The sequence below is a fragment of the Aeromonas sp. PI_26 genome, from assembly GCF_027854445.1.
GTDB lineage: Bacteria > Pseudomonadota > Gammaproteobacteria > Enterobacterales > Aeromonadaceae > Aeromonas > Aeromonas veronii.
Window position 1 is genome coordinate 223,596 of the sequence record NZ_JAJNOE010000004.1, and the last position, 21,077, is coordinate 244,672.

At 57.8% G+C, this 21,077-nt stretch carries 22 protein-coding genes; 6 read left to right on the top strand and 16 right to left on the bottom strand.

All coding sequences use genetic code 11. The features are described 5' to 3' along the window. Positions 1-24: 24 nt before the first annotated feature. From LRL22_RS07105 to LRL22_RS07125, 5 genes are all read right to left on the bottom strand, one after another. Positions 25-273, bottom strand: a complete 249-nt coding sequence (locus LRL22_RS07105; RefSeq protein ID WP_005359720.1) for a GlsB/YeaQ/YmgE family stress response membrane protein — start codon at positions 271-273, stop codon at positions 25-27. Between the two features lie 254 nt (positions 274-527). Further along, the gene (locus LRL22_RS07110; protein WP_139434670.1) at positions 528-704 is read right to left on the bottom strand and encodes a DUF3606 domain-containing protein; all 177 of its coding nucleotides are present in this window, start codon (positions 702-704) and stop codon (positions 528-530) included. Positions 705-958: 254 nt separating this feature from the next. Continuing rightward, on the bottom strand, positions 959-1,690 hold the full coding sequence (lpxH, locus tag LRL22_RS07115; RefSeq protein ID WP_270905047.1) for a UDP-2,3-diacylglucosamine diphosphatase: 732 nt from the start codon (positions 1,688-1,690) through the stop codon (positions 959-961). Then, positions 1,687-2,484, bottom strand: coding sequence for a DUF4269 domain-containing protein (locus LRL22_RS07120; RefSeq protein WP_270905048.1), 798 nt, complete (start codon positions 2,482-2,484; stop codon positions 1,687-1,689). The genes lpxH and LRL22_RS07120 overlap by 4 nt, the downstream gene beginning before the upstream one ends. Then, positions 2,474-2,971, bottom strand: a complete 498-nt coding sequence (locus LRL22_RS07125; RefSeq protein ID WP_005337417.1) for a peptidylprolyl isomerase — start codon at positions 2,969-2,971, stop codon at positions 2,474-2,476. The genes LRL22_RS07120 and LRL22_RS07125 overlap by 11 nt, the downstream gene beginning before the upstream one ends. A gap of 212 nt (positions 2,972-3,183) precedes the next feature. On the opposite strand from LRL22_RS07125, the gene cysS reads away from it, so the two are divergent. Both cysS and LRL22_RS07135 read left to right on the top strand, forming a co-directional pair. Next, positions 3,184-4,560, top strand: coding sequence for a cysteine--tRNA ligase (cysS, locus tag LRL22_RS07130; RefSeq protein WP_270905049.1), 1,377 nt, complete (start codon positions 3,184-3,186; stop codon positions 4,558-4,560). A gap of 117 nt (positions 4,561-4,677) precedes the next feature. Beyond that, complete coding sequence (locus LRL22_RS07135) at positions 4,678-5,319, top strand: hypothetical protein (protein ID WP_270905050.1); 642 nt, start codon at positions 4,678-4,680, stop codon at positions 5,317-5,319. A gap of 85 nt (positions 5,320-5,404) precedes the next feature. Here the strand turns inward: LRL22_RS07135 and LRL22_RS07140 are convergent, their stop codons facing one another. The 9 genes from LRL22_RS07140 to LRL22_RS07180 all read right to left on the bottom strand — a co-directional run bounded on the left by LRL22_RS07140 (position 5,405) and on the right by LRL22_RS07180 (position 15,025). After that, positions 5,405-7,579 (bottom strand): hypothetical protein, encoded by a 2,175-nt coding sequence (locus LRL22_RS07140; protein ID WP_270905051.1) that lies wholly within the window; start codon positions 7,577-7,579, stop codon positions 5,405-5,407. A gap of 1,094 nt (positions 7,580-8,673) precedes the next feature. After that, complete coding sequence (locus LRL22_RS07145) at positions 8,674-9,429, bottom strand: substrate-binding periplasmic protein (RefSeq protein ID WP_113738666.1); 756 nt, start codon at positions 9,427-9,429, stop codon at positions 8,674-8,676. Between the two features lie 138 nt (positions 9,430-9,567). Then, on the bottom strand, positions 9,568-10,314 hold the full coding sequence (locus LRL22_RS07150; protein ID WP_103251035.1) for a substrate-binding periplasmic protein: 747 nt from the start codon (positions 10,312-10,314) through the stop codon (positions 9,568-9,570). Between the two features lie 130 nt (positions 10,315-10,444). Then, positions 10,445-11,191, bottom strand: coding sequence for a substrate-binding periplasmic protein (locus tag LRL22_RS07155; RefSeq protein ID WP_270905052.1), 747 nt, complete (start codon positions 11,189-11,191; stop codon positions 10,445-10,447). 71 nt (positions 11,192-11,262) lie between these two features. Continuing rightward, complete coding sequence (locus LRL22_RS07160; protein WP_270905053.1) at positions 11,263-11,781, bottom strand: GDYXXLXY domain-containing protein; 519 nt, start codon at positions 11,779-11,781, stop codon at positions 11,263-11,265. Next, a complete protein-coding gene (locus tag LRL22_RS07165; RefSeq protein ID WP_270905054.1) occupies positions 11,778-12,782 on the bottom strand; it encodes a DUF4401 domain-containing protein in 1,005 nt (334 codons plus the stop codon). The genes LRL22_RS07160 and LRL22_RS07165 overlap by 4 nt, the downstream gene beginning before the upstream one ends. Continuing rightward, positions 12,775-13,713, bottom strand: a complete 939-nt coding sequence (locus LRL22_RS07170) for a DUF2157 domain-containing protein (protein ID WP_270905055.1) — start codon at positions 13,711-13,713, stop codon at positions 12,775-12,777. Before LRL22_RS07170 ends, LRL22_RS07165 begins: the two co-directional genes overlap by 8 nt. Before the next feature lie 165 nt (positions 13,714-13,878). After that, on the bottom strand, positions 13,879-14,436 hold the full coding sequence (locus LRL22_RS07175) for a TMEM165/GDT1 family protein (protein ID WP_005337386.1): 558 nt from the start codon (positions 14,434-14,436) through the stop codon (positions 13,879-13,881). A gap of 259 nt (positions 14,437-14,695) precedes the next feature. Further along, complete coding sequence (locus tag LRL22_RS07180) at positions 14,696-15,025, bottom strand: translation initiation factor (protein ID WP_139428489.1); 330 nt, start codon at positions 15,023-15,025, stop codon at positions 14,696-14,698. A 119-nt stretch (positions 15,026-15,144) separates the two neighbouring features. Between LRL22_RS07180 and LRL22_RS07185 the strand changes: the two genes are divergently transcribed. From LRL22_RS07185 to LRL22_RS07195, 3 genes are all read left to right on the top strand, one after another. Further along, positions 15,145-15,372 (top strand): FeoA family protein, encoded by a 228-nt coding sequence (locus LRL22_RS07185; RefSeq protein WP_005337384.1) that lies wholly within the window; start codon positions 15,145-15,147, stop codon positions 15,370-15,372. A gap of 128 nt (positions 15,373-15,500) precedes the next feature. Further along, positions 15,501-17,771, top strand: coding sequence for a Fe(2+) transporter permease subunit FeoB (feoB, locus tag LRL22_RS07190; protein WP_270905056.1), 2,271 nt, complete (start codon positions 15,501-15,503; stop codon positions 17,769-17,771). Further along, positions 17,768-18,007 carry a FeoC-like transcriptional regulator gene (locus LRL22_RS07195; RefSeq protein WP_005350974.1) on the top strand — a complete coding sequence of 80 codons (240 nt, stop codon included), beginning with the start codon at positions 17,768-17,770 and terminating at the stop codon, positions 18,005-18,007. Before feoB ends, LRL22_RS07195 begins: the two co-directional genes overlap by 4 nt. Positions 18,008-18,106: 99 nt before the next feature. Here LRL22_RS07195 and LRL22_RS07200 read toward each other — a convergent pair whose 3' ends face one another. Together LRL22_RS07200 and LRL22_RS07205 are read right to left on the bottom strand one after the other, a co-directional pair. Next, entirely contained in the window at positions 18,107-18,757 is a 651-nt protein-coding gene (locus tag LRL22_RS07200) for a DUF2913 family protein (RefSeq protein ID WP_270905057.1), read from the bottom strand. Between the two features lie 98 nt (positions 18,758-18,855). Next, on the bottom strand, positions 18,856-20,151 hold the full coding sequence (locus LRL22_RS07205; protein WP_270905058.1) for a DEAD/DEAH box helicase: 1,296 nt from the start codon (positions 20,149-20,151) through the stop codon (positions 18,856-18,858). Between the two features lie 286 nt (positions 20,152-20,437). Between LRL22_RS07205 and LRL22_RS07210 the strand changes: the two genes are divergently transcribed. Continuing rightward, positions 20,438-21,016 carry an O-methyltransferase gene (locus LRL22_RS07210; RefSeq protein WP_270905059.1) on the top strand — a complete coding sequence of 193 codons (579 nt, stop codon included), beginning with the start codon at positions 20,438-20,440 and terminating at the stop codon, positions 21,014-21,016. Positions 21,017-21,077 lie beyond the last annotated feature (61 nt).

The window sequence follows — 21,077 nt, forward strand, 5'->3', positions numbered from 1 at the left end:
TCTACACATAGATGGCGTTGGGGGTCAGCTGCGGATCTTGTTGAAGACAAACAGGACGATAAGGGCGCCCACGGTCGCCAGCGCGATGCTCGGGATATTGAAACCGGTCACCGAGCCCAGCCCCAGCAGGGTACCCACATAGCCGCCAACCATGGCGCCGACAATTCCCAGCAGGGCAGTCATAAAGAAACCACCACCGTCGCGACCAGGCATGATCCACTTCGCCAGAATACCCACCAACAGTCCCAATACGATCCAGGTGATAAAGCCCATGGATTAATCCTCTCTGTGTGTTTGAGCCCGCATTATAGGCAGGGATGCCGGGATGCGAAGGGCCGGATGGCGCTGGCTGGTCACAAGCTGTCGGACGGCGGACGGCGCTGGCCTTATCCGCGCTGCACAGTCCGGTTATGAGCGGTTGAATGGCGGTATGTGCGCCGCCAAACAGGGGCGGGGACGGGCCCACGTAAAGGCCAAGATGAGAAAAGCCCCGCGAGCGGGGCCGGGTTTGTGACGGGGTTGTGCCCTCACTTCTTGAGGTATTTTCTGATCGCCTTGCCTGAGGTGCCGACTGCCTTGACCGCCCGTTTCAGCTGGACCTCGGTGCACTCGAACATTTTGATCCACTGCTTCATCTCATAGGGATCGTTGACATTGATCTTTTTGGCATCGAACGGGTGAGCGACCACATTGCTGTCAGGCATACAAACCTCAACTTGTTGAAATAGCTGGCGAGAAAGACATTTCTGCCTGAGCGCCATCATCCTCTCAATTGGCAAGTGGCAAGGTGACGGAGTTCACACAACCCGGGGACTGAAGGCGGAGTGCAGGTTTGCTTTGCTGATCTGTGAGCGATCACCACTTATTCGCTCGCGCCTGATGCGCTGTGAACCGGATGGCGCGAACGATGGGGAGTGATGGGGGGCGGCGCTTGGTGGTCAACCGGACTGGCGGGCTATCAAGCCTCTGCCAGCGCCCGCATCTCCAGCTGCTGCTCGCCGGGGCGACAGACCAGCACCGAGCCTTGCTCGAACCAGTCCCCCAGCACGATACGCCGCGCGGGGTGACCGTCCAGGGTGAAGTCGTGGATGGCGGGTCTGTGGGTGTGGCCGTGGATCATCATCCGGCAGTCATGGGCGCGCAGCATCTCGTCTACCGCCGCGGGCGTCACATCCATGATGATCTGGCTCTTGTGAGCATTTTCCATCTGGCTTTGGCCGCGCATCTTGCAGGCGATGGCCTGACGGCGGGCAAGCGGCAGTCGCAAAAAGAGCCAGCGCAGCCACTTGAGCTGGGTGATGCGACGAAACTTCTGATACCCCTCATCCAGGGTGCAGAGCAGATCCCCGTGGCTCAGCACTACCCGCTCCCCATAGAGGTCGATCACGCAGGGGTCCCCCAGCAATGTCATCCCCGCGCGCTTGGCAAACTGCTGGCCCAGCAGAAAGTCGCGGTTGCCGTGGATAAAGTAGATGGGCACGTTCTGCTGGCTCAGGGCCAAGAAGGCATCGGCCATCTGTTGATGGAGCGGATTGGGGTCATCATCGCCAACCCAGAATTCGAAGAGATCCCCCAGCACATAGAGGGCATCGGCGCCGGGGGCGTCGTGCTCGAGAAAGCGCACCAGTGCCGCGGTCATATCGGGCCGCTGGGCAGAGAGGTGAATGTCACTGATAAAGAGGGTGCTCATGATGTGGGGGTCGGGCTCTCGGTCGAAACAGGGCAAACAGGGGTGGCAGAGGTAGTAGACACAACAGGGGACGAATAGTGCGCTGCGGGCGCCATCGCGCCAGTTGAGGTATGGATATCGTCACGGGATGGCGGCTGCCATGCCAGCTCGGCAAGATTGCGTCCCTCCAGCGTCAGCAGCGCTTCATAAGGATCTCCAGCCAGCCCCAGCAACCGGCACATGGCCGCCTCCCCTTTTAGTCCCTCTTCAAGGCGCAGGCGCAATACCTCCTGATAGAAAGCATCGCCAAAGCATTGCAGCAAAACCGCCATCAGGGTGAGGTGGCGCCAACCGTTCAGCGTCTCGATGGGAGCTGGGGTGACATAGAGCTCAAGCAGCCAGCAGGCATCGCTCTTGTCAGAACCGCTATTAGCACAGCTCTGGTCGAGGCAGGAAAAGGTGCGCTCCAGCAGCCAGATATTGTCGCCCTTGACGCTCGCTTGCCAACCTTGAGCCTCGAGCCTTGCGGCAAACTTGGCGGGATCTGGATGCTGGCAGAGAATATCGAGATCGCTGCCCGGCCGATCGAGGCCGATGGCGAGCGTGCTCACCAGCGCCAGATCGGCGCACTGCGTTGCCAGCTCATCCCACACACCGGCGGTGAGCAGGGCATGGGCCGAGCGCTGGCGCGGGTTTCCGTGGGCCAGATAGTCGAGGCGGCGCCAGTTTGGGCTGGCAGTGGAGGAGGCAGATGGAAAAACTGCGGCCGGGGCCGCAGTTTTGTCAGTGCCGAGTCGGCAGAGATCAGTCAGCAAGGGTCACCTTGGTGATCACCACGTCTTCTACCGGCACGTCCTGGTGGATGCGGCCGTAGTTGCCGGTCTTGACGCCCTTGATCTTGTTGACCACGTCCATGCCGGCGGTCACTTCACCGAATACGCAGTAGCCGAAGCCCTGAGTGGTGGCGGATTTGAAGTCGAGGAAATCGTTGTTGTTCACGTTGATGAAGAACTGGGCGCTGGCAGAGTGCGGCTCCATGGTGCGGGCCATGGCGATGGTGCCGATCTTGTTGGACAGACCGTTAGCCGCTTCGTTCTTGATGGGAGCGCGAGTGTCTTTCTCTTCAAAGCCCGGGGCATAGCCGCCGCCCTGGATCATGAAGCCGTCGATGACGCGGTGGAAAATGGTGTTGTCGTAGTGACCGTCACGGCAGTATTGCAGGAAGTTGGCCACGGTTTCCGGGGCTTTTTCAGCATTCAGGGTGAGGGTGATGTCGCCGTGATTGGTGTGCAGAGTGACCATGATATGTCCTTTCATTTGATGCGGGCGACGAAGTGCCCGCAGGTGTATGGCATAAAGTGGTGGCAATTCTAGCCCATCAGGGGCTGGCGGCATAGTCTCTCTGGCGCCGTAACCGTGCTGGCAGGCGGGATTGGCCCGCTTTTCTGCCTCGTTTTCTGCCCCTGAACGGGGTATTATGACCAACCATTTTACTCACAGGCAGTGGTTAGAAGATGCTGAAGATATACAACACACTCACTCGTCAAAAAGAAGAATTCAAACCTATCCACCCGGGCAAGGTGGGCATGTATGTGTGTGGTGTCACCATCTACGATCACTGTCATATCGGCCACGGCCGCACCTTCGTCGCCTTTGATGTGGTTGCTCGCTACCTGCGTTACGCCGGTTACGACCTCACCTACGTGCGCAACATCACCGACGTGGATGACAAGATCATCAAGCGTGCCGCCGAGACCCAAGTGACCTGCGACGAGCTGACCGAGCGTCTGATCGGCGACATGCACGCCGACTTCGACGCCCTCGGCATGGTGCGCCCGGATATCGAACCGCGCGCCACCCAGCACATCGAAGAGATCATCGAGCTGGTGCAATCCCTGCTGGAAAAAGAGCACGCCTACGTGGCGGATAACGGCGATGTGATGTTTATCGTCGAATCCTACGCCGACTACGGCAAGCTCTCCGGTCAGGATCTGGAGCAGCTGCAAGCCGGTGCCCGCGTCGACGTGGTGGATGCCAAGCGCAATCCGCTCGACTTCGTGCTGTGGAAGATGTCCAAGCCGGGCGAGCCGACCTGGGAAAGCCCCTGGGGCCCGGGTCGTCCTGGCTGGCACATCGAGTGCTCCGCCATGAACTCCAAGCACCTTGGCAACCACTTCGACATCCACGGCGGCGGCTCCGACCTGCAGTTCCCGCACCACGAGAACGAGATCGCCCAGTCCTGCTGCGCCCACGGTGGCGACTACGTCAACACCTGGATGCACAGCGGCATGGTGATGGTGGATAAAGAGAAGATGTCCAAATCCCTTGGCAACTTCTTCACCATCCGCGATGTGCTGGCTCACTACGACGCCGAAACCGTCCGTTACTTCCTGATGTCTGGCCACTACCGCAGCCAGCTCAACTACTCGGAAGATAACCTCAAGCAAGCCCGCGCCGCGCTGGAGCGGATGTACACCGCCCTGCGCGATCTGCCAGTAGCCGCTGCTGCCGGTGGTGACGAGCAGGTGGTTCGCTTCAAGGAAGCGATGGATGATGACTTCAACACCCCGGAAGCCTACTCCGCCCTGTTCGATCTGGTGCGCGAGATCAACCGCCAGAAGGGTGAGGACATGGCCGTTGCCGCCGCGCTGGGCGCCCGTCTGCGCGAGCTGGGCGCCGTGCTCGGCATCCTGCAGCAAGACCCCGAGGCTTTCCTCAAGGGGGACGAAGCGGACGAAGAGGTTGCCGAGATCGAGCGCCTGATCGCCGAGCGCAATCAGGCCCGTGCCGACAAGAACTGGGCTGCGGCGGATGCCGCCCGCAACCGTCTCACCGAGATGGGCATCGTGCTGGAAGACAGCGCCGGCAAGACCAGCTGGCGCCGAGCCTAAGGGCCGCCGGTTGACGATCTGACGCAGAGCGCAGCCCTTGGGCTGCGCTCTTTTTTTAGGGCCCGGCGCGTTGTTCAAGGCGCGGCCCATGCAAGCGAACATAAGGAAGATGGCACCATGAAGATATCCAGCTGGCCCGTGCTGGCACTGGCCCTCTCTGCGGCGGCCCAGCTCGCCCCGGCCCATGCGGGCACCACCACCAGCGGCAAACTCGATCCGGCCGCCAGTGCCCGCGCCAAGGCCAAGGTGGCCCAGTTTCTCGACTGGGAGCGCCAAGTCAAACCGAGCGGCCTCTATCAGAGCGATCTTGGCGGCGCGCTGCCCACTATCGTCTCCCCCGAGCTGCTCTGCCTGCTCAATGCCGCCTCCAAGGCGCGCGAGATAGCCACTCGCGAGGCCCCCGACGAGAAGCCCCCCTTTGTCGAGGGCAACCCCTTCCTGCCCAACGCCTGGGATAACCTGCTGGGCTCGGAGATCCTCTCCTCGCGCGCCATCGCCGGCAGCCGGGATCGCAGCGAGGTCAAGGTGCGCTTCACCTTTGGCGAGCCGGGCACCCCGCTTGACGCCCCCAGCGGCACCTACCGTTTTGTCAGCACCTATCTGGTACAAGACGGGCCGCAAGGCGCCCGCATCACCGATATCGACGCTGGCGGCAGCTGTGATTTCTGCCAATCCGGCAGCCTGCGCGCCGCTCTCTATGAGACGCTCACCGCCTATCCCACCGCAGGGGGAGAGCAGTGCAAGGGGTTGGGGAAATAGGGTTTTGGTTGGGATGAAGGCATGTTTGGGGAATAGAAATAAAAACCGCAGCTCAAGGCTGCGGTTTTTAACGCTAGATAGAAATCTAGATATTCAATAGACCTTTAATATCATTGTATAGAGTGTAAAGACGACTGGCAGACATATCTAAAATTGGTTCATACATAAAAGAGTTAAGGTGGATGTTTTCTGGAGTCATTAAGTTTACTTGATCAAGCAGAGCTATACTCTCTAGTTCTGTTGAAAATTTTTCCGTATATTTGTCAAAAAGCTCACGAGTTTGGTTAGAGGTGATTGAATTTACAAACTTCTTATCGGCTATCTTATCAATCATGAACTCTTCGGCTTTAAGTCTGATAGCCATAGCTAAAATAACCTTACACTCAAGTTCAGGTGTTTCGTGGTTTGCAATTACCAAAGCATCACTCTGCTGTAGAATTTTATCTATTATGATCTCATGACTATTTGGTAGTACTAAGTCAGGCAAGTCATTGAAAATGTTTCTGTAAATTATTTGCAAATCATTTTTTGTTATGGTTGCACTATCATCTTTTAGATGTAGTAATGAAGTTAGTTTCGTGAAATGTTGTTCTATGCCACAATAATCAGCAATGTTTCTAGCGAATGGGATACTTGCAAGTAGGTATTTTTCGTCAGTGTTTAAGTTTTGTTTCCATGTTGAAAAGACATCTTTTTGATATCGTTCTTGAATAATTTCTATCCCAGTAGATGATTTTACAGCCATCAGCCTATTTTGTCGCTTCGCATTTAAACGACTGCTAATTATCCTATGGAAGTCAAAGTTATGGGTAAGTAAAAGTAAGTGGAAAAAAGTAGACTTTGATAAGTCGCGTAGATACTCAACAATTGCATATTTATTTTTATAGTCAAAAGAGTCTGCAATATCGTCAATAATAATTAGAATATGTTGGGCGGTATTCTTTCTGACTTCCAGTTCAAACAAAACATTTAGGATGTATAATGCACGTTTTTCTCCTTGACTTAAAGCTGATATTAGGCTGCTTTGATTTATCTTTCCAGAAGTATCACGGCCATCATCGAATTGAAATTTAATTGTGGGTGTTGCTTTGTTTAGAATGACATCATCTTGGTTTTCAATACTAAGTTTAAATGGCACATCAAACCGTTTATTAAAAGTATCGACAACATTTTCCCATGTTGTTTTTTGATCTTGAGCTTGCTTGATAATATCCTTTATTAGCTCTTGATTTTGTTTGTAAGTCTCTACTAAATCACTCCAAAGTTGATGTTGTGATTGTAAATAGCTCAGGATAACCTTTTTCTTAAGTTGGGATATATTTTTATAGTCCGGGAGCAAATCCTGATGTTCTGAGATATAGTCACGAAATATTTGAGTGTCTTTTGTCTTTAGTTTACTATCGAATTTATTAAATTTTTCTTTGAGGGTTGGGTTTTGTAAAATTTGTTCTTGTTCATGAAGCAGTAAATTATTTAATTCCTCTTGTGAGGTAACCTCACGTTTCTCTCCTTTTACTGAAATATTTATACTGTGCGCAGCAGTAAAAAAACCTGATTCATTTAGATTTTTAGATACATCACCAGCTCTTTGATGATTAAATGTCTTTGATAAAATTGTAGATTCGCTGATTAGTTTTTCGTATGTTTCAACGTACTCCGTTAGTTCTTTGTTTAAATCGCCAGATGAAATAAGTTCAACGACTTTTGGATTGAATAGGTCGTTGTATTTAAGTTCGCTGAAACGCTCTAGGTTTTCATGTTTTTCACTATGTAGTTCAACCAGTAGTTCTAGTAACTTCTTCTCATTTCTTGCAAATGCTTCACAAATTATTTCAGGCACCCCTTTAGCTGCTTTCCCTGAGCATTTCGATAGGGATTTTATTAGTGATTCCTGTTTGTCATCTACCTCTTTTAAGGCTGTGTCGTATTGTTTTTTCAGTTCGTTGTTGACAAGTAAAGCTGATAGTTGTTGAGAGCTATAACTTTCGTTATATGAATCTATTGTCAGTATTTGTTCAGCGGAAATGTCAGTGCCATTTATCTTAACTTTTCTAATCGTTTGGCGGTCAGGAAAAATGATGTCTCTAGTATTTTCATTTTTTTCAATATCTTTGAAGGTTTTTGTTAGAGAGGTTTTTAATGTGCCATTTGGTGCATATAGAGAGTTAACTCCACAGCAATTATCACTTTTGGTGAGGTTAAAAATCTTTTTTAATTTGCTGATTCCATAACAATTTTCCAATTCAATATCAAGTATCATGTTCTACCTTCTCATGAATATAAAGATAATTAATGCTGTGGGCTACAGATTCACTAAAAAATAGTTTTAGTCTGTAGGTTCGATTAGGGCCGTAGGTTCGATTAGCGAAGCGTAATCGGACGTTCGAGAAATAAGGAGTTATTACAGTGAAATACTCACTATCGGGCCTTCAATATAAAACCGTTTCCCGATAGGGATGGGCACCGGTTGCCGTTATACCCACCATGATTTTTTCACCTATGCAACTATGTCGATGGTGCTTGTTGCATAGGTGCGACAATCTGATCTCGCCATGGGGTGGGCAAGGGGCTGGCTGTGAGATAACAACCCGCCCGATCTTTGCCCCGAATAGGCTGGGGGCTGTTAGCGCGGTGCAATGCGCTGCGGGTTGGCTGTTGCCCCCTGTTGTTCGCCGAGGTGAGACCGTTTGTCCAGGCCGCGAGGCAGGACGCCGAGCGAGCGCCGCTGGGCCATGGATGGCCCATCGGCGCGTGCCGTGGGACAAACGGGTGAACCGAGGGAACCCGACGCAGGAGGGCGAACAATTGGGGGATTAGACCTTTGGTGACTTTGGGTCTTTCCAAAGTCACTCGCCAAGCCGCGCAGCGGCGGCGAAACCCCGTCGAGGACAGAGTCCTCGTGTCCTGCATGGCGAAGGCATGCCCATCAGGCTAGTGACCCCTCACCCTAGCCCTCTCCCGCAAGGGGAGAGGGGACGGTTACCTTGGCGCAGGGGCGGGAGACCGGCTGGTCTCCGCTAAAGTGGCTACCGCCCCTGACTGTCGCTACCAGATTGCGCCGTTGACCATTGATCTCGGAAAAGGGGTCAACAGACGCCCGTCGCCATATTACGGAGCCAGAGTGGTCTTATCTATGGTTTTGATGAGATAACTATCAGAAAAGGGTGATTTTTGGCGCTGGCACAAACTTTTATTAATTAGCGATTAGTTGATGATTGTCGGGGCTTGGCAGTGGCAGGGCGGTGGGGTGACGCCGCAAGAGGCGTGCAAACGGTAAAAAGAGTGAAGTGCAAACGGTAAAAAGCGAAGGGGCCCGCGGTGGGCCCCTTGTTGTTGGCGCTCGACGCGGCGCCGCTATTTAGCGGCGGGGGTTGGGAAGTATTTGCTGTGCAGCAACGGGTATTCGCTGCTCGCCAGCACCTGGGTCAAACCGGTCTGGAACTCCTTGACCAGCTCGTCGCTCACCGGATGGCTGAAGGCGAAGCAGAACTGCTCCGAGCTCAGTACCCATTGCTCCTTGAAGCGGGCGGGATCGAGTTTTTGTTCGACGATCAGCTGCTCCATGGTGGTCTTGTTGGTGGAGACCAGATCGACCCGGCCTGAGGTGAGCATCTTGAGCGCCTGTGCCAGCCGGTTGGCGGCCATCAGTTTGGTCTCGTCAAAGCCGTTGTTGAGCAGCAGTTGCTCCCCCACATCGGCCCGCACCGCCCCGATATTGAATGCCTTGGCATCGTCGAGCTTGGTGATGGTGATATTGCGATCGGCCAGTCCCACCAGCACGATCTCGGCATACCCTATGGGGCAGGCCCACTTGAACAGGGGATCCCGCGCCTGGGTGCGGGCAGTGGAGAAGAGCACCGCATTAGGTTTTTGGGTCAGCAGGTAGTAGCCGCGCGCCCACGGCATGATGGTGACGGGCTGCGCCGGTGTATTGGTCTTTTTCCACACCAGTTGCAGCAGCTCGACCGCGAGGCCGGTGGGGGCGCCGCTGGCATCGGCGTAGTTGTAGGGTTTGTACTCTTCGGTGATGTAGTGCAGTTTGCCGAGCTCAGGACTCGCCTGTGCGAGGGTGGCCAGCAGCGCCCCGGCCAATCCAATCCATGGTTTCATTTTTGCCATCCTGATCAAGGGAATATCTGCTCAAGTGTGACCAAGCTGGCCGATTTCGCCAAGGCGACGGAGCATGTTTGGCAAAAATGCGTGAGGGCGGCCGCCATCCAGCGCCCTATGTCGGCGGCGATCGGGGCGTTAGCGCAGCGGCAGGTATTTGGCTTGCAGGGCCGAGAAATCCGCCGAGGCGACGACCTGGGTCAGCGCCTGCTGAAAGAGGGCGACCTCGCTGTCGGGCACCTGACGGCTGAAGGCGTAGCAGAGCGGTCTGGCATCCAGCACGAAGGCGACATGAAAGTCATCCGGCTTGAAGCCGAGCTGCTGCAGAGTTTGATAGCCCGCCAGCTTGTTGGTCGCAAAGAGATCGGCGCGACCTGAGGTGAGCATTTTGGCCGCCTGGGTGAGGCGGTTGGCCAGCATCAGCTGGCGCTCATCGATACCGCGTTCGAGCAGCAGCTGTTTGGAGACGGTAGAGCGCACCACGCCGACCTTGTAGCGGCTGATCTCGGCCACGGAGCCGAGGGTGATGTTGTCCGCTTTGCGCCCCAGCAGCACAAATTCCGAGTGATCGATGGGGCAGGCCCACTTGAAGAGCGCTTCCCGCTGCGGGGTGCGTGCGGTGGCAAACAGCACCACATTGGGTTTTTGTTGCAGCAGGTTGTAGCCCCGGGCCCACGGCAGAATGCGGATTGGCTGGGGCGACACGCCGCGCGCTTTCCAGATAAGCTGCATCAGCTCTACCGACAATCCGGTCGGCATCCCTTGCTGGTCGCTGAAATTAAACGGGGGAGAGATTTCGCTCAGATACTCGAGTTTGCCCGGATCGGCCTGCGCGAAGGTGGCCCACAAGAGCAGTAGCAGATGAGGTAGGTGCCATGTCCGCACGGGAAAGATCCTTCGCAATCAACTATGTAGCCCAGTTTGACTGCTTGCGGCGGGAATAGCTAGCCACCTCTATTGCATCTTTCATCAATAAAATGGGCAGCGAACCGCTGCCCAGCGGGTGAGTGAGTGCTCAGCGCACCGGCAGGTATTTGGCCTGCAATTTGCGAAACTCTTCCGAGGCGAGGGCGCGGGTCAGGCCCTGCTGAAAGAGGGTGATCTCGCTGTCGGGCACCTGACGGCTGAAGGCGTAGCAGAGCTGCTCGGCGCTCAGCACCATGGCCACGTTGAATTCGTCGCTGCTCAGCTTCAATTCGCGAATGGCGTCATATCCCGCCAGCTTGCTGGTGGCGAGCAGGTCGGCGCGGCCGGAGAGCAGCATCTTCAACCCCTGCGACAGGCGGTTGGCCGGGATGATGTTGTTGTCATCCATGCCGTTGTTGAGCAGCAACTGCTCGGCGGCGTCCGAGCGCACCGCGCTGATCTTGTACTGGCTCATCTGATCGAAGGCGGTCAGGGTGATGTTCTGCGCTGTGCGGCCCAGCAGTATGTACTCCGAGTAGCCGATGGGGCATACCCACTTGAAGAGATCCTCCCGGGCCTGGGTGCGGGCGGTGGAGAAGAGCACCACGTTGGGCTTCTGGGTTAGCAAGTAATAACCTCGCGCCCAGGGCAGGATGCGCACCGGCTGGGGCGTCACGCCGCTGTGTTGCCAGATCATCTGCAGCAGATCGACCGCAAGGCCGGTGGGCTGGCCCTGCGGATCGTTGAAGTTGTAGGGGGGGTACTCTTCGGTGAGGTACTCGAGCTTGCCCAGATCAGCCCGGGCCGTCGAGGCCCAGCAGAGCAGCAACAGATGACAGATCAGCCATATCCTCATTGGGAACATCCTTAGCGATCAACCTTCCCTTGAGTGTGACCATGAACAGAGTAAATAGCCACTCACTGCCGTTACCAGCGGGCGCGGATCTGCCCGATGGGCTGGTAGGCCTCATCCCGCAGCCCCACCAGCAGGGTCTTGCCATCGGCTTGCAGCCGGAACTCGCCGTAGCGGGCCGCTTCGTACTGCTCCCCCGAGCCCTCTTCAAAGAAGTAGGCGTCGGGGCCGATCTGCCACTGCCGTTCGCTCTGGTGCACCTGCAATAGCCGCTCATCGCTGGCGAGCCGATCCGGTTTGCCATCGGCCACCAGAGTGGCCACCTGATGGGCATCGAGGCGGATCACCAGGGTGTCGCTGCCCTTGTTTTGAGTAGTACGGGCGTCGCGGCTGGTCAGCTCGCGGGCAATTTCGTAGTTCAGCCGCATGTAATCCCCCTGCATCAGGGAGCGGGGATCGACCGGGGCGAGTCGCAGCAGCACCACTTCGCCGCTGCTCATGGCGTGCTCATAGCGCCAGACGGTGGCATTGATGCCTGCCAGGATGGCGAGGCCGCTCAGCAACAGGGCGAGCTGTCGGGTGACGGGTTTCATGAATCGCTCCTTGCCGCGAAGGTGGTGAGCAGCTGGCGGGCACCCAGCAGCAGGATGCCGGAGCCCAGCAGCAGCCAGGATTTGGTCATCAGGGTGAGCCCCAGATCGTAGTAATAGAGCGAGCCATAGCCGAGCAGCAGCAGGGCCGAGAGGGTCATCAGCCCCAGACTGCCGGCATAAAACCCGAGGATCAGCACCAGTGCGCCCGCCCCCATGCCGGGGATAACGGCGCTGATCAGCACCAGCGGCAGGCCAAACAGCAGGGGGAGCTTGAGCTTCACCATCACCGCCAGCAGCAGGGCGGCGCAGATCAGGGGATTGAGCCAGATCGGCAGGCGAGACAGCCCCAGTTCGTCCAGCACGCTGCTGCCGCCATCCCACAGCGGGTGGTGCAGACGGCCCAGCACCAGCAGCGAGAGGGCCAGCCCCAACGTGATGGAGTGGTAGAGCTGGTGGCGCTCTGGATCCCTATCTGCCCGCAGCCAGCAGAAGGTGATGGCCGCCATCACCAGCGGCAGGGCCAGCAGTTGCAGCCCGAGGCAGGCGAGACCAAGGGTGAGCAGCAGGGCCGCCGCCACGCTGTGAAACAGCCGCACCAGCCAGTGATCGAACAGCACGGCGATGGCAAGGGAGAGCAGGCACAACCCAAACCAGAGCAGGGCGTGATGGAGATCCAGCTGATCGAGCAGGCCATAGAGCAGCCAGGCATCGGCCGCCAGGGTGAGGGCCAGCACGAACTGATCCCAGAGATCGCCGCTTTGGCTGCGATTGAGGGCGTAGGCCCCCGCCAGCAGCACGGCCCCGAGCAGCAGGGCACTGTTGGCCTCGCGGGTCAGCTGCTCGAAGGTGAGAAACAGGAAAAAGAGCAGGAACAGGGCGGCAATCCAGCCCACCAATCCCAGCAGAAAGCGGCTCGACCAGTGTGGCTGGTTGTTGCGGGGCATCTCCCCTTCTACCAGATTGGCCTGTTGCAGTGCTTGCCAAAGGGTCAGATCACTCATGAGACCTCCGTTGTTGTTGCAGCCAGCGGGCGGCGGTGACCGAAAGGCCGATGGCAATCAGGCTCAGCAGCAAGAAGCCATTGATGTCGGGCTCCATCCACTTGCCCAGCGCCGCGAGGATGACGGCAATCAGGCTGAGGCACCCCATGGCGAGTCCGGCGATAAATCTGTGATGCCACAGGGCATAGGCCGCAGCGAGCCAGCCAAGCCAGAGCGGCCACACCAGCGCAGAGGCGGCATCAAACAGCGCCAGCAGGGTGAGCAGGGTGGCCCCCAGACCTGCGGCAAGGCCCGCCAGCCAGCTTGGCATCAGGCGCCAGCGGTTTGGCGCCAGCAGAAGCAGACCCCAGAGGGCGGCGTTGAGCAGGGTAAGGCACCAGCCCAATCCCTCTTCATCGAAGGTAAAGAAAAACGTGAACAAACCGAGCCGCCAGTAGAGCACCAGCGCCAGCTGGCCGAGCAGCCAGCTTAAGGTCCAGAGCAGCGGGCTTTGGCCAAATACCGCCAGCGGCACCAGCATCAGCGCCCAGGTGGCGAACAGCTGCCAGGGATCGGCGCCGGTCTGGTAGGTCTGACCCACCAGCGCCAGCAGGGCGCCGATATTGAGGGCGATGGCGAGCAGCAGTGCCTGACGGGGGGTCTTCCCAAGGGGCTTGCGCCACAGCAGAAGCAGCATGGCGAGCAGCGGCGCCTCCAGCAGGGCAAGGCGGGAGACCCGGCCCAGCTCTTGCCAGTTGAAGGCGACGAAGAAAATAAGGCCTGCCCCGATACAGAGGGCGCCGAGCCAGAGCAGCAGCCGGTCAAACAGCCACTGCCAGCGCGCCGGATGGGGGGGAAGATCGGCGAGGGTCAGGGCGTCCGCCAGCTTCTCTGGCGCCAGCCGTCCCTGTTTGACCCATTCGAGAAGCGTCTCTCTTGATACGTTGTGCATGGGGGGACTCCGCGAGGTTTGCCCCATTATGGCATGAGGCACCCGCAACCGTGCACTGCCCCTTGGCTCTGCGGCTGGTGGTTGCGACAGCGGGTTACGCAATAGACACAGCAGTAAACAAAAAAGCCCTCCACAGGGGAGGGCTTGGTCATCGGGTACGGGCCATCAGGCAAAGATCAGGGTGCTCACCCCGAGGCCGACGAAGAGGATGGCGCAGGCGATGCGGATCCCCTTGAGCGGCAGCTTGTCCGCCCCCAGCTTGCCGATCAGCACCACAGGCACGTTGGCCAGCATCATGCCGAGGGTGGTACCGGTAATGACCTGCACCAGCGAGTCATACTTGGCAGCCAGCAGCACGGTGGCAATCTGGGTCTTGTCGCCAATCTCGGCAATAAAGAAGAGCACGAAGGTGGCCATAAAGGGGCCGTATTTATCCAGCGAGCTCTCCTCGTCATCCATCTTGTCCGGCACCAAAATCCAGATAGCCATGGCAATAAAGGCGATGGCGACCAGCCAGGTCATTATCTTGGGATCGAGCCAGCGACTGATAAACTCACCAATCCAGGCCGCGCCCGCATGGTTGAGCAGGGTAGCCGCCAGCATGCCGGCGATGATGGGCCAGGGCTTGCGAAAACGGCAGATGAGCAGCAACGCCAACAGCTGGGTTTTATCGCCGATTTCGGCAATAGCGACGCTGAGGGTTGAGGTTAACAAGGCTTCCATAAAAATGACCGGGGGACGGAATTGTTATAAACCAAAGACAAGCCTGCGCCATCCGTCCCCGGTATTGGCACTGGCCCGTCAAAGGTCTTGTCAAATCCATGGCTGGCATGGATCACCCTGACCATGGTGATTTGGCACCAAGTATGTTGATCAGGGCCGCAAACCGGTATTCATGCAATGGATGGCACCGGCGTGCGAGACTACTCCCCCTCGATGGGAGCGGGCATTCTAGGGAAAAACCGCATGAGTGACAAGGGGATCAGCCACCCACCAGCTTGACGCTGAAACCGGCTTTCTCCAGCTCGGTTTTGATCAGGTCCCGTTTATCCCCCTGGATCTCGATCACTCCCTCCTTGATACCGCCTCCGGTGCCGCACTTTTTCTTGAGCAGGGTGGCCAGGGATTTTTGCTGATCGGCGGGTACGCCATGAATGGTGATCACCCCGGCGCCCTTGCGCCCTTTGGTCTCGCGGCGAATGCGCACGGTGCCGTCAGTGGGGAAGGGGGAGGCGGATTGGGGAGCGCTCTGCTCCTTGATCATGCCGCCATCTGTGCTGTAAACGAGGCGGCTGTTGTTGTCGTGATTCATGGCATTACTTTATGGGTTAGCTAAGCGGAGTTTGATTTTACTCAAATAAAAGTTGAAGACACAGCTTATAATGCCCCAAGTAAAAGAGAATTATTATTGTTTAACTTCAGGAGTCAGTCATGGTACTCACGCAGTTGTCACCGGGACAGAGTGCTCGCATCAAGAATATGAATCAGCTCGCCCGGCCGCTGCGCCGCAAACTGATGGTGATGGGCCTGTTGCCCCAGACTGAAGTCATTTATCTGCGCTCCGCCCCCCTGGGGGACCCGCTCCAGATCCAGTGCCAGGGGATCTGTCTCTCCATGCAAAAGAGTCTGGCCCAGCAAATAGAAGTCGAGCCGGTATAACCCCCTGTTCGGCTACCGCTTCGGTCAAGAAAGTCACCGGGAGCGGTTCAGAGACAAGAAGTCGAACCTGCAAAGCAGCTTGCCACTCGCACGCGGCGGGTTCAGAAGAAAATAGAGGTAGAGCTGGTATGAATTATTCCCTGGTAACGGTAGGTAACCCCAATAGCGGTAAGACCTCCCTGTTCAACGCCCTGACCGGCGCCCGCCAGCAGGTAGGCAACTGGAGTGGCGTCACCGTCGACAAGAAGATGGGTGAGTTCAGCGCGGGTGAGCATCACTTCAAGCTGATGGATCTGCCCGGCATCTATAGCCTGGCGGGTCAGGATGGCAGTCTGGACGAGCAGATCGCCAGCCGCTTTGCCCAGGGCCAACAACCCGACCTGCTGCTCAACGTCATCGACGCCGCCAATCTGGAGCGCTCCCTCTACCTCACGCTGCAACTGCGCGAACTGGGCCTGCCCATGGTGGTGGTGCTCAACAAGCTGGATATCCTGCAAAAGCGCCGCATCGTCATCGACGATAGCAAGCTCGGCAAATCCCTCGGTTGCCCTGTAGTGGCCCTCTCTGCCCACAACAGCAAGCAGGTTGCCGCCTTCAAGCAGCAGATCCGGCAGTTTATCGGTCAGCAGCAAGCAGCCTTGCAACTCGATTACGGCCAAGAGCTTGAAACCGATCTGGCGGAGCTGGAGACCCTGCTCGCCCCGCATCACCTCACTACCCGTGGCCGCGCCCTGCGCCTGCTGGAAGAGGATGCGGTGATGCAGGAGACTCTGCTGCCCGGTCAGCAGGCGGCCGCCGCCAATGTGGTAGCTCGCGCTCATCAAGGGCAGGATATCGACCTGCAACTGGCAGATATCCGCTACGGCCATATCCACCAGTGGGTACAACAGGCTCGCCAGCAGAAGGGCAAGCTCACCGAGGCCCAGAGTGAGTGGCTGGATCGGGTGCTGCTCAATCGCTGGATTGGCATCCCCTTCTTCCTGTTTGTCATGTACCTGATGTTCATGTTCGCCATCAAGGTGGGCAGCGCCTTTATCGACTTCTTCGACATCATGGGCGGCGCCCTGTTTGTCGATGGGGTGCACCACCTGCTGGGGCTGATCAATGCCCCCGAATGGTTGGGCGCCATTCTGGCTGACGGCTTCGGGGTTGGTTTGCAGACCGTGGCCACCTTTATTCCGGTGATTGGTTGCCTCTATCTGTTCCTCGCGGTACTGGAGAGCTCCGGCTATCTGGCCCGCGCCGCCTTCGTGGTGGATGCCCTGATGCGCCGCCTCGGCCTGCCGGGCAAGGCGTTCGTGCCGATGCTGATGGGCTTTGGCTGTACCGTCCCCTCGGTGATGGCGACCCGTACCCTCAACTCCGAGCGGGAGCGGCTGATGACCTCCGCCATGGCCCCCTTCATGTCGTGCGGTGCCCGTCTGCCGGTTTACGCCCTGTTTGCGGTGGCCTTCTTCCCTGAATCAGGCCAGAACCTGGTGTTCGGTCTCTACCTCATCGGTATTCTGGTGGCGGTGCTCACTGGCCTGCTGCTGCGCAATACCCTGCTGCCGGGCAAGAGCGACTCCATGGTGATGGAGATGCCGGATTACGAGTGGCCGCGTCCTGTCAACGTCGGTATCAAGACTTGGCAGAAGCTTAAATCCTTCGTCTTTGGCGCCGGTAAAACCATCGTACTGGTGGTCGCCGTGCTGAGCGTGCTCAACTCGCTGGGGACCGATGGCAGCTTCGGTCATCAGGAGCAGGAGAGCTCGGTACTGAGCAAGATTAGCCAGGCCGTCACGCCGGTGCTGCACCCCATCGGTGTGCGCGATGACAACTGGCAAGCCACGGTCGGTATTGTCACTGGTATCTTCGCCAAAGAGGCGGTGGTCGGTACCCTCAACAGCCTCTACGCCGGTGGTGGCGATGCAGAGGAGGAGAGCGAGTTCTCGCTGGTGGCTAGTTTCCACGAGGCGATCGATGCCGTGGCGGCCAATCTGGCGGAGATCAACCCGAGCGACCCCATGGGGCTTGATGTTGGCAACCTCGACGACCAGAAAGCTGCCGCCGAAGCGCAGGAGGTCGATGTTTCCACCTACGGTAATATGCAGACCCACTTCGACGGGGCGGCCGGTGCCTTTGCCTACCTCTTGTTCGTGCTGCTCTACATGCCCTGCGCCGCCGCCATGGGTGCCCTGGTGCGCGAAACCGGTCGCCAGTGGGCGCTGATGACGGCGGTATGGTGCAACTATATGGCCTTTATGTGCGCCACCCTCTTCTATCAGGTGGCGACCTTCGCCGCTCACCCGGAGCAGAGCCTGTTCTGGATCGTCAGCTATGGCCTCTCTCTGGTACTGCTCTGGTGGGCCGGTCGCCGTCACGGTGACATCGTTGCCCGCAAGGTGGTGACCTTATGATCCTGCGCGAGCTGGGGGATTACCTCGCCGCGCAGCAGAAGGTGAGCCGGCGTGATCTGGCTCGCCACTTCCACACCTCGGAAGATGCGGTGGAGGCCATGCTCGGCGTCTGGATGCGCAAGGGGCGGGTCATCAAGCGTGAAAGCCGGGTCTGTGGTGGCAGTTGCTGCGGCAAGAGCGAAGAGGTGATGTTCGAGTGGTGTGACGCGGGCCAGATTGGCATCAAGATCCGCTAAACGACTACCAGACCTCATCACCAAACATCGAACAATAAAAAACGGCAGGCCCTGCGTTAAATGAGGGTCTGCCGTTTTTATTGCTGAAAACAGGCGGGATCAGGCGATCTGGCGAGCCTCGCCCAGCAGTGCCAGCGCCGGTTGGGCGTTGTCTGGCATCAGCCGGTAGGCCTTGTGGTGTTTGACCAGGGTGGTTTTCTTGTTGCCCTGGCTCAGCAGCAGGCCGTGCTTGAAGGCCGCCTCGGCCAGCACCTTCTCGTCACCGCGCACATAGAGGGTGAGGGGTTTGACAAGCTCACCGTCCTCGATATGGCCTGCATATTCGTTATGGCTTACCACCAGACTCGCCTGACCGCCCGATTGCAGGCGCAGCTTGGCGTTCACCTCGCTCTCGGTCAGCACCAGCCAGCCTGCCGCTGAGAGCTCCTCCAGCAGGGCAGCCAGCTTGGCCCCCAGTTGCTGCGGATTGGTCATGGCGCACTGGTATTGGAAGGCGATGCGCTCCAGCAATCCCTTGAGATCGGCGCCCGCACCCAGAGTGCGGCCAAGCTGCACCCAAGCTTTCAAATCTTCCATCACCAGACGGGAGAAGCGCTTCTCCTTGAGGGAGTCGGCCATCCAGGTGCAGAGAAAGTGGCTCTCTTGCGCCGGAGTGCGCTTGCCCGCCTTTTGCTCGGCGGTGCGGGCCAGTTCGGCCAAGCTTTGAGTGGCCATCTCGAGCAGGGCCTGATTGTAGGTCGGAGAGGTCATAAGCAATCCTTCAGTTGACCACCAGGGGTCAACACCGATGACAGAGATGGCAAAGGCGCCAGTGGCGCCTTTGCGGTTCAATAGAGCAACTGCCCGCCTTATTTCGGCTGACGGGGCTTCTTGGCGGCGGCCAGACGCTTGAGGCGCTGACCCTGCAGCTTGGCTTCGGCCATCACCTGGGCTACGGCGTTATCTTCACGCTGCGGCCGCTTGCCGAAGCGGCGACGCTCCTGCAAATGCTTGATCAACTCGTCACGGCTGCTCACCTCATAGCCCGGCACCATGATGCGGCGGATCTTCTGGCCGATCAGGGCCTCGATCTCCAGCAGGGTGCGCTCCTCTTCACGGCTGACGAAGGAGATGGCCATGCCGCGCTTGCCGGCACGACCGGTACGGCCGATACGGTGCACGTAATCTTCCGCCAGGAACGGCAGATCATAGTTGACCACGTACTCCAGATCCGGGATATCCAGACCACGGGCGGCCACTTCGGTGGCGACCAGTACCCGTACCTTGCCTTCCATGAATTCGCGCAGGGCGCGGCGACGGTTGCCCTGGGCCTTCTCGCCATGGACCACGGCGGACTTGATGCCGTCGAGGTTCAGCTCCTCGACCAGCACATCACAGCTCTCGCGGGTACTGGCGAACACCAGCACCTGCTGCCAGTTCTGTTTGCCAATCAGCTCTGAGAGCAGCTCGCGCTTGCGCTTCTGCTCGACCGGATAGACGGTGTGGCTGACGGTGTCGGCGGTGGAGTTCTGCTTGTTGACGCTGACGATCTGCGGGCGATCCAGCATCAGGTTGGCCAGCTTCTTCACCGCGTCGGAGAAGGTGGCGGAGAAGAGCAGGTTCTGACGGGTCTTGTTGACCGCTTGCAGGATCTTTTGCACATCGGCACTGAAGCCCATGTCGAGGATGCGATCCGCTTCATCCATCACCAGACACTCGACGCCAGAGAGGCTGAGGTTGCAGGCGGTGAGGTGCTCCAACAGACGGCCCGGGGTGGCCACAATGATGTGGGCGCCCGCTTTGAGTTTCTTGGCCTGCACGTCCTGCTTGCCACCGCCGACGATGGTGATGGTGGTGATATCGAGATACTTGGCGAAGTCATTGATGTTGCTCGCCACCTGAGCCGCCAGCTCGCGGGTCGGGGTCAGGATCAGCACACGGGCGTTGGAATGCTGGACCGGAGCCGGATTGTCTACCAGACGCTGCAAGATGGGCAGGGCGAAGGCGGCGGTCTTGCCGGTACCGGTCTGGGCGCTGGCCAGCACATCGCGGCCACGGCGAATGGCCGGGATCGCCTGTTGCTGCACAGGGGTCATCTCCTGATAACCGCAATCTGAGACAGCACGCAAAATCTCGGGGGCAAAATCGAACGATTCAAATCTCATAATGGGTTCCTGTGTTCCAGCTGGGCTGTGTTTGGCTTGGTTAGCTCGGCATGAGCGAGACGGAGGTTGTAACCACCGACGGCTGCGCCTGACATCAAGTCAGAGAGTGAGCCGGAAAATGGCGGGCGCGAAGTGTAACAGATAGACGTCACAAATTCTGCCTCAAATGGTTGTCCTTTTCTCATCCTTTGTGGTGTGAATGGCGGTTGAAAGCAATCATTTGACTCCCAAAGACCAAGCCAAGAGCAGTGGGATAACGGTTTTGGGCAAGGACAAAGGGATATTGATGGAACTGGAACAGTTAAAACGCCAGCTGGAGCAGCTTGGCGAGCGCAATGACAGCATGCAGCAGGCACGCCACCGCAAGCTGCTCAATATCACCCGCGACACGGGGGAGTTGCTGTCAGTGCTGGTGCAGACCCGTGGGGCGCAGGCGGTGCTGGAGATCGGCACCTCCAATGGTTACTCCACACTCTGGCTGGCAGAAGCGGTGCGTCGGCTGGAGGGGCACGTGACCACCATTGAGCTGGATGAGGATAAGCGCGTGCTGGCCCATGACAACTTTCAGCGGGCAGGGCTGGCCCCTTGGGTAACCTTGCTGGCAGGGGATGCGAGTGAGCTGTTACCGACCTTGCCGCAAGCCGGCTATCAGCTCATCCTCCTCTATTCGGAGCGTCAGCACTACCGGGCATGGTGGCCGCAGATCCGCCGCCTGTTGGCGCCCCGTGGCTTGTTGGTGGTTGATAACGCCATCTCCCATCGCAGCGAGATGGTGGAGTGGATGAACGAGGTCGGGCAGGATCCGGCCTTTGCCACCTCGCTGGTGCCGGTCGGCAAGGGGGAGTGGCTGGTGGTGCGTTTGTAGGGGGTAGCTACAAAAAATCAGCCTCGCATTGGCGAGGCTGATTGTGAAAGCGCATCAGGGT

Bases quoted from the DNA above. Each gene is read 5' to 3' on its own strand.
- LRL22_RS07205 (WP_270905058.1), bottom strand. From the start codon at position 20,151: ATGAGATTTGAATCGTTCGATTTTGCCCCCGAGATTTTGCGTGCTGTC.
- LRL22_RS07145 (WP_113738666.1), bottom strand. From the start codon at position 9,429: ATGAAACCATGGATTGGATTGGCCGGGGCGCTGCTGGCCACCCTCGCA.
- LRL22_RS07185 (WP_005337384.1), top strand. From the start codon at position 15,145: ATGGTACTCACGCAGTTGTCACCGGGACAGAGTGCTCGCATCAAGAAT.
- LRL22_RS07110 (WP_139434670.1), bottom strand. From the start codon at position 704: ATGCCTGACAGCAATGTGGTCGCTCACCCGTTCGATGCCAAAAAGATC.
- LRL22_RS07135 (WP_270905050.1), top strand. From the start codon at position 4,678: ATGAAGATATCCAGCTGGCCCGTGCTGGCACTGGCCCTCTCTGCGGCG.
- LRL22_RS07195 (WP_005350974.1), top strand. From the start codon at position 17,768: ATGATCCTGCGCGAGCTGGGGGATTACCTCGCCGCGCAGCAGAAGGTG.
- cysS (WP_270905049.1), top strand. From the start codon at position 3,184: ATGCTGAAGATATACAACACACTCACTCGTCAAAAAGAAGAATTCAAA.
- LRL22_RS07105 (WP_005359720.1), bottom strand. From the start codon at position 273: ATGGGCTTTATCACCTGGATCGTATTGGGACTGTTGGTGGGTATTCTG.
- LRL22_RS07165 (WP_270905054.1), bottom strand. From the start codon at position 12,782: ATGAGTGATCTGACCCTTTGGCAAGCACTGCAACAGGCCAATCTGGTA.
- LRL22_RS07200 (WP_270905057.1), bottom strand. From the start codon at position 18,757: ATGACCTCTCCGACCTACAATCAGGCCCTGCTCGAGATGGCCACTCAA.
- lpxH (WP_270905047.1), bottom strand. From the start codon at position 1,690: ATGAGCACCCTCTTTATCAGTGACATTCACCTCTCTGCCCAGCGGCCC.
- LRL22_RS07180 (WP_139428489.1), bottom strand. From the start codon at position 15,025: ATGAATCACGACAACAACAGCCGCCTCGTTTACAGCACAGATGGCGGC.
- LRL22_RS07175 (WP_005337386.1), bottom strand. From the start codon at position 14,436: ATGGAAGCCTTGTTAACCTCAACCCTCAGCGTCGCTATTGCCGAAATC.
- LRL22_RS07210 (WP_270905059.1), top strand. From the start codon at position 20,438: ATGGAACTGGAACAGTTAAAACGCCAGCTGGAGCAGCTTGGCGAGCGC.
- LRL22_RS07140 (WP_270905051.1), bottom strand. From the start codon at position 7,579: ATGATACTTGATATTGAATTGGAAAATTGTTATGGAATCAGCAAATTA.
- LRL22_RS07160 (WP_270905053.1), bottom strand. From the start codon at position 11,781: ATGAAACCCGTCACCCGACAGCTCGCCCTGTTGCTGAGCGGCCTCGCC.
- LRL22_RS07125 (WP_005337417.1), bottom strand. From the start codon at position 2,971: ATGGTCACTCTGCACACCAATCACGGCGACATCACCCTCACCCTGAAT.
- LRL22_RS07170 (WP_270905055.1), bottom strand. From the start codon at position 13,713: ATGCACAACGTATCAAGAGAGACGCTTCTCGAATGGGTCAAACAGGGA.
- LRL22_RS07155 (WP_270905052.1), bottom strand. From the start codon at position 11,191: ATGAGGATATGGCTGATCTGTCATCTGTTGCTGCTCTGCTGGGCCTCG.
- feoB (WP_270905056.1), top strand. From the start codon at position 15,501: ATGAATTATTCCCTGGTAACGGTAGGTAACCCCAATAGCGGTAAGACC.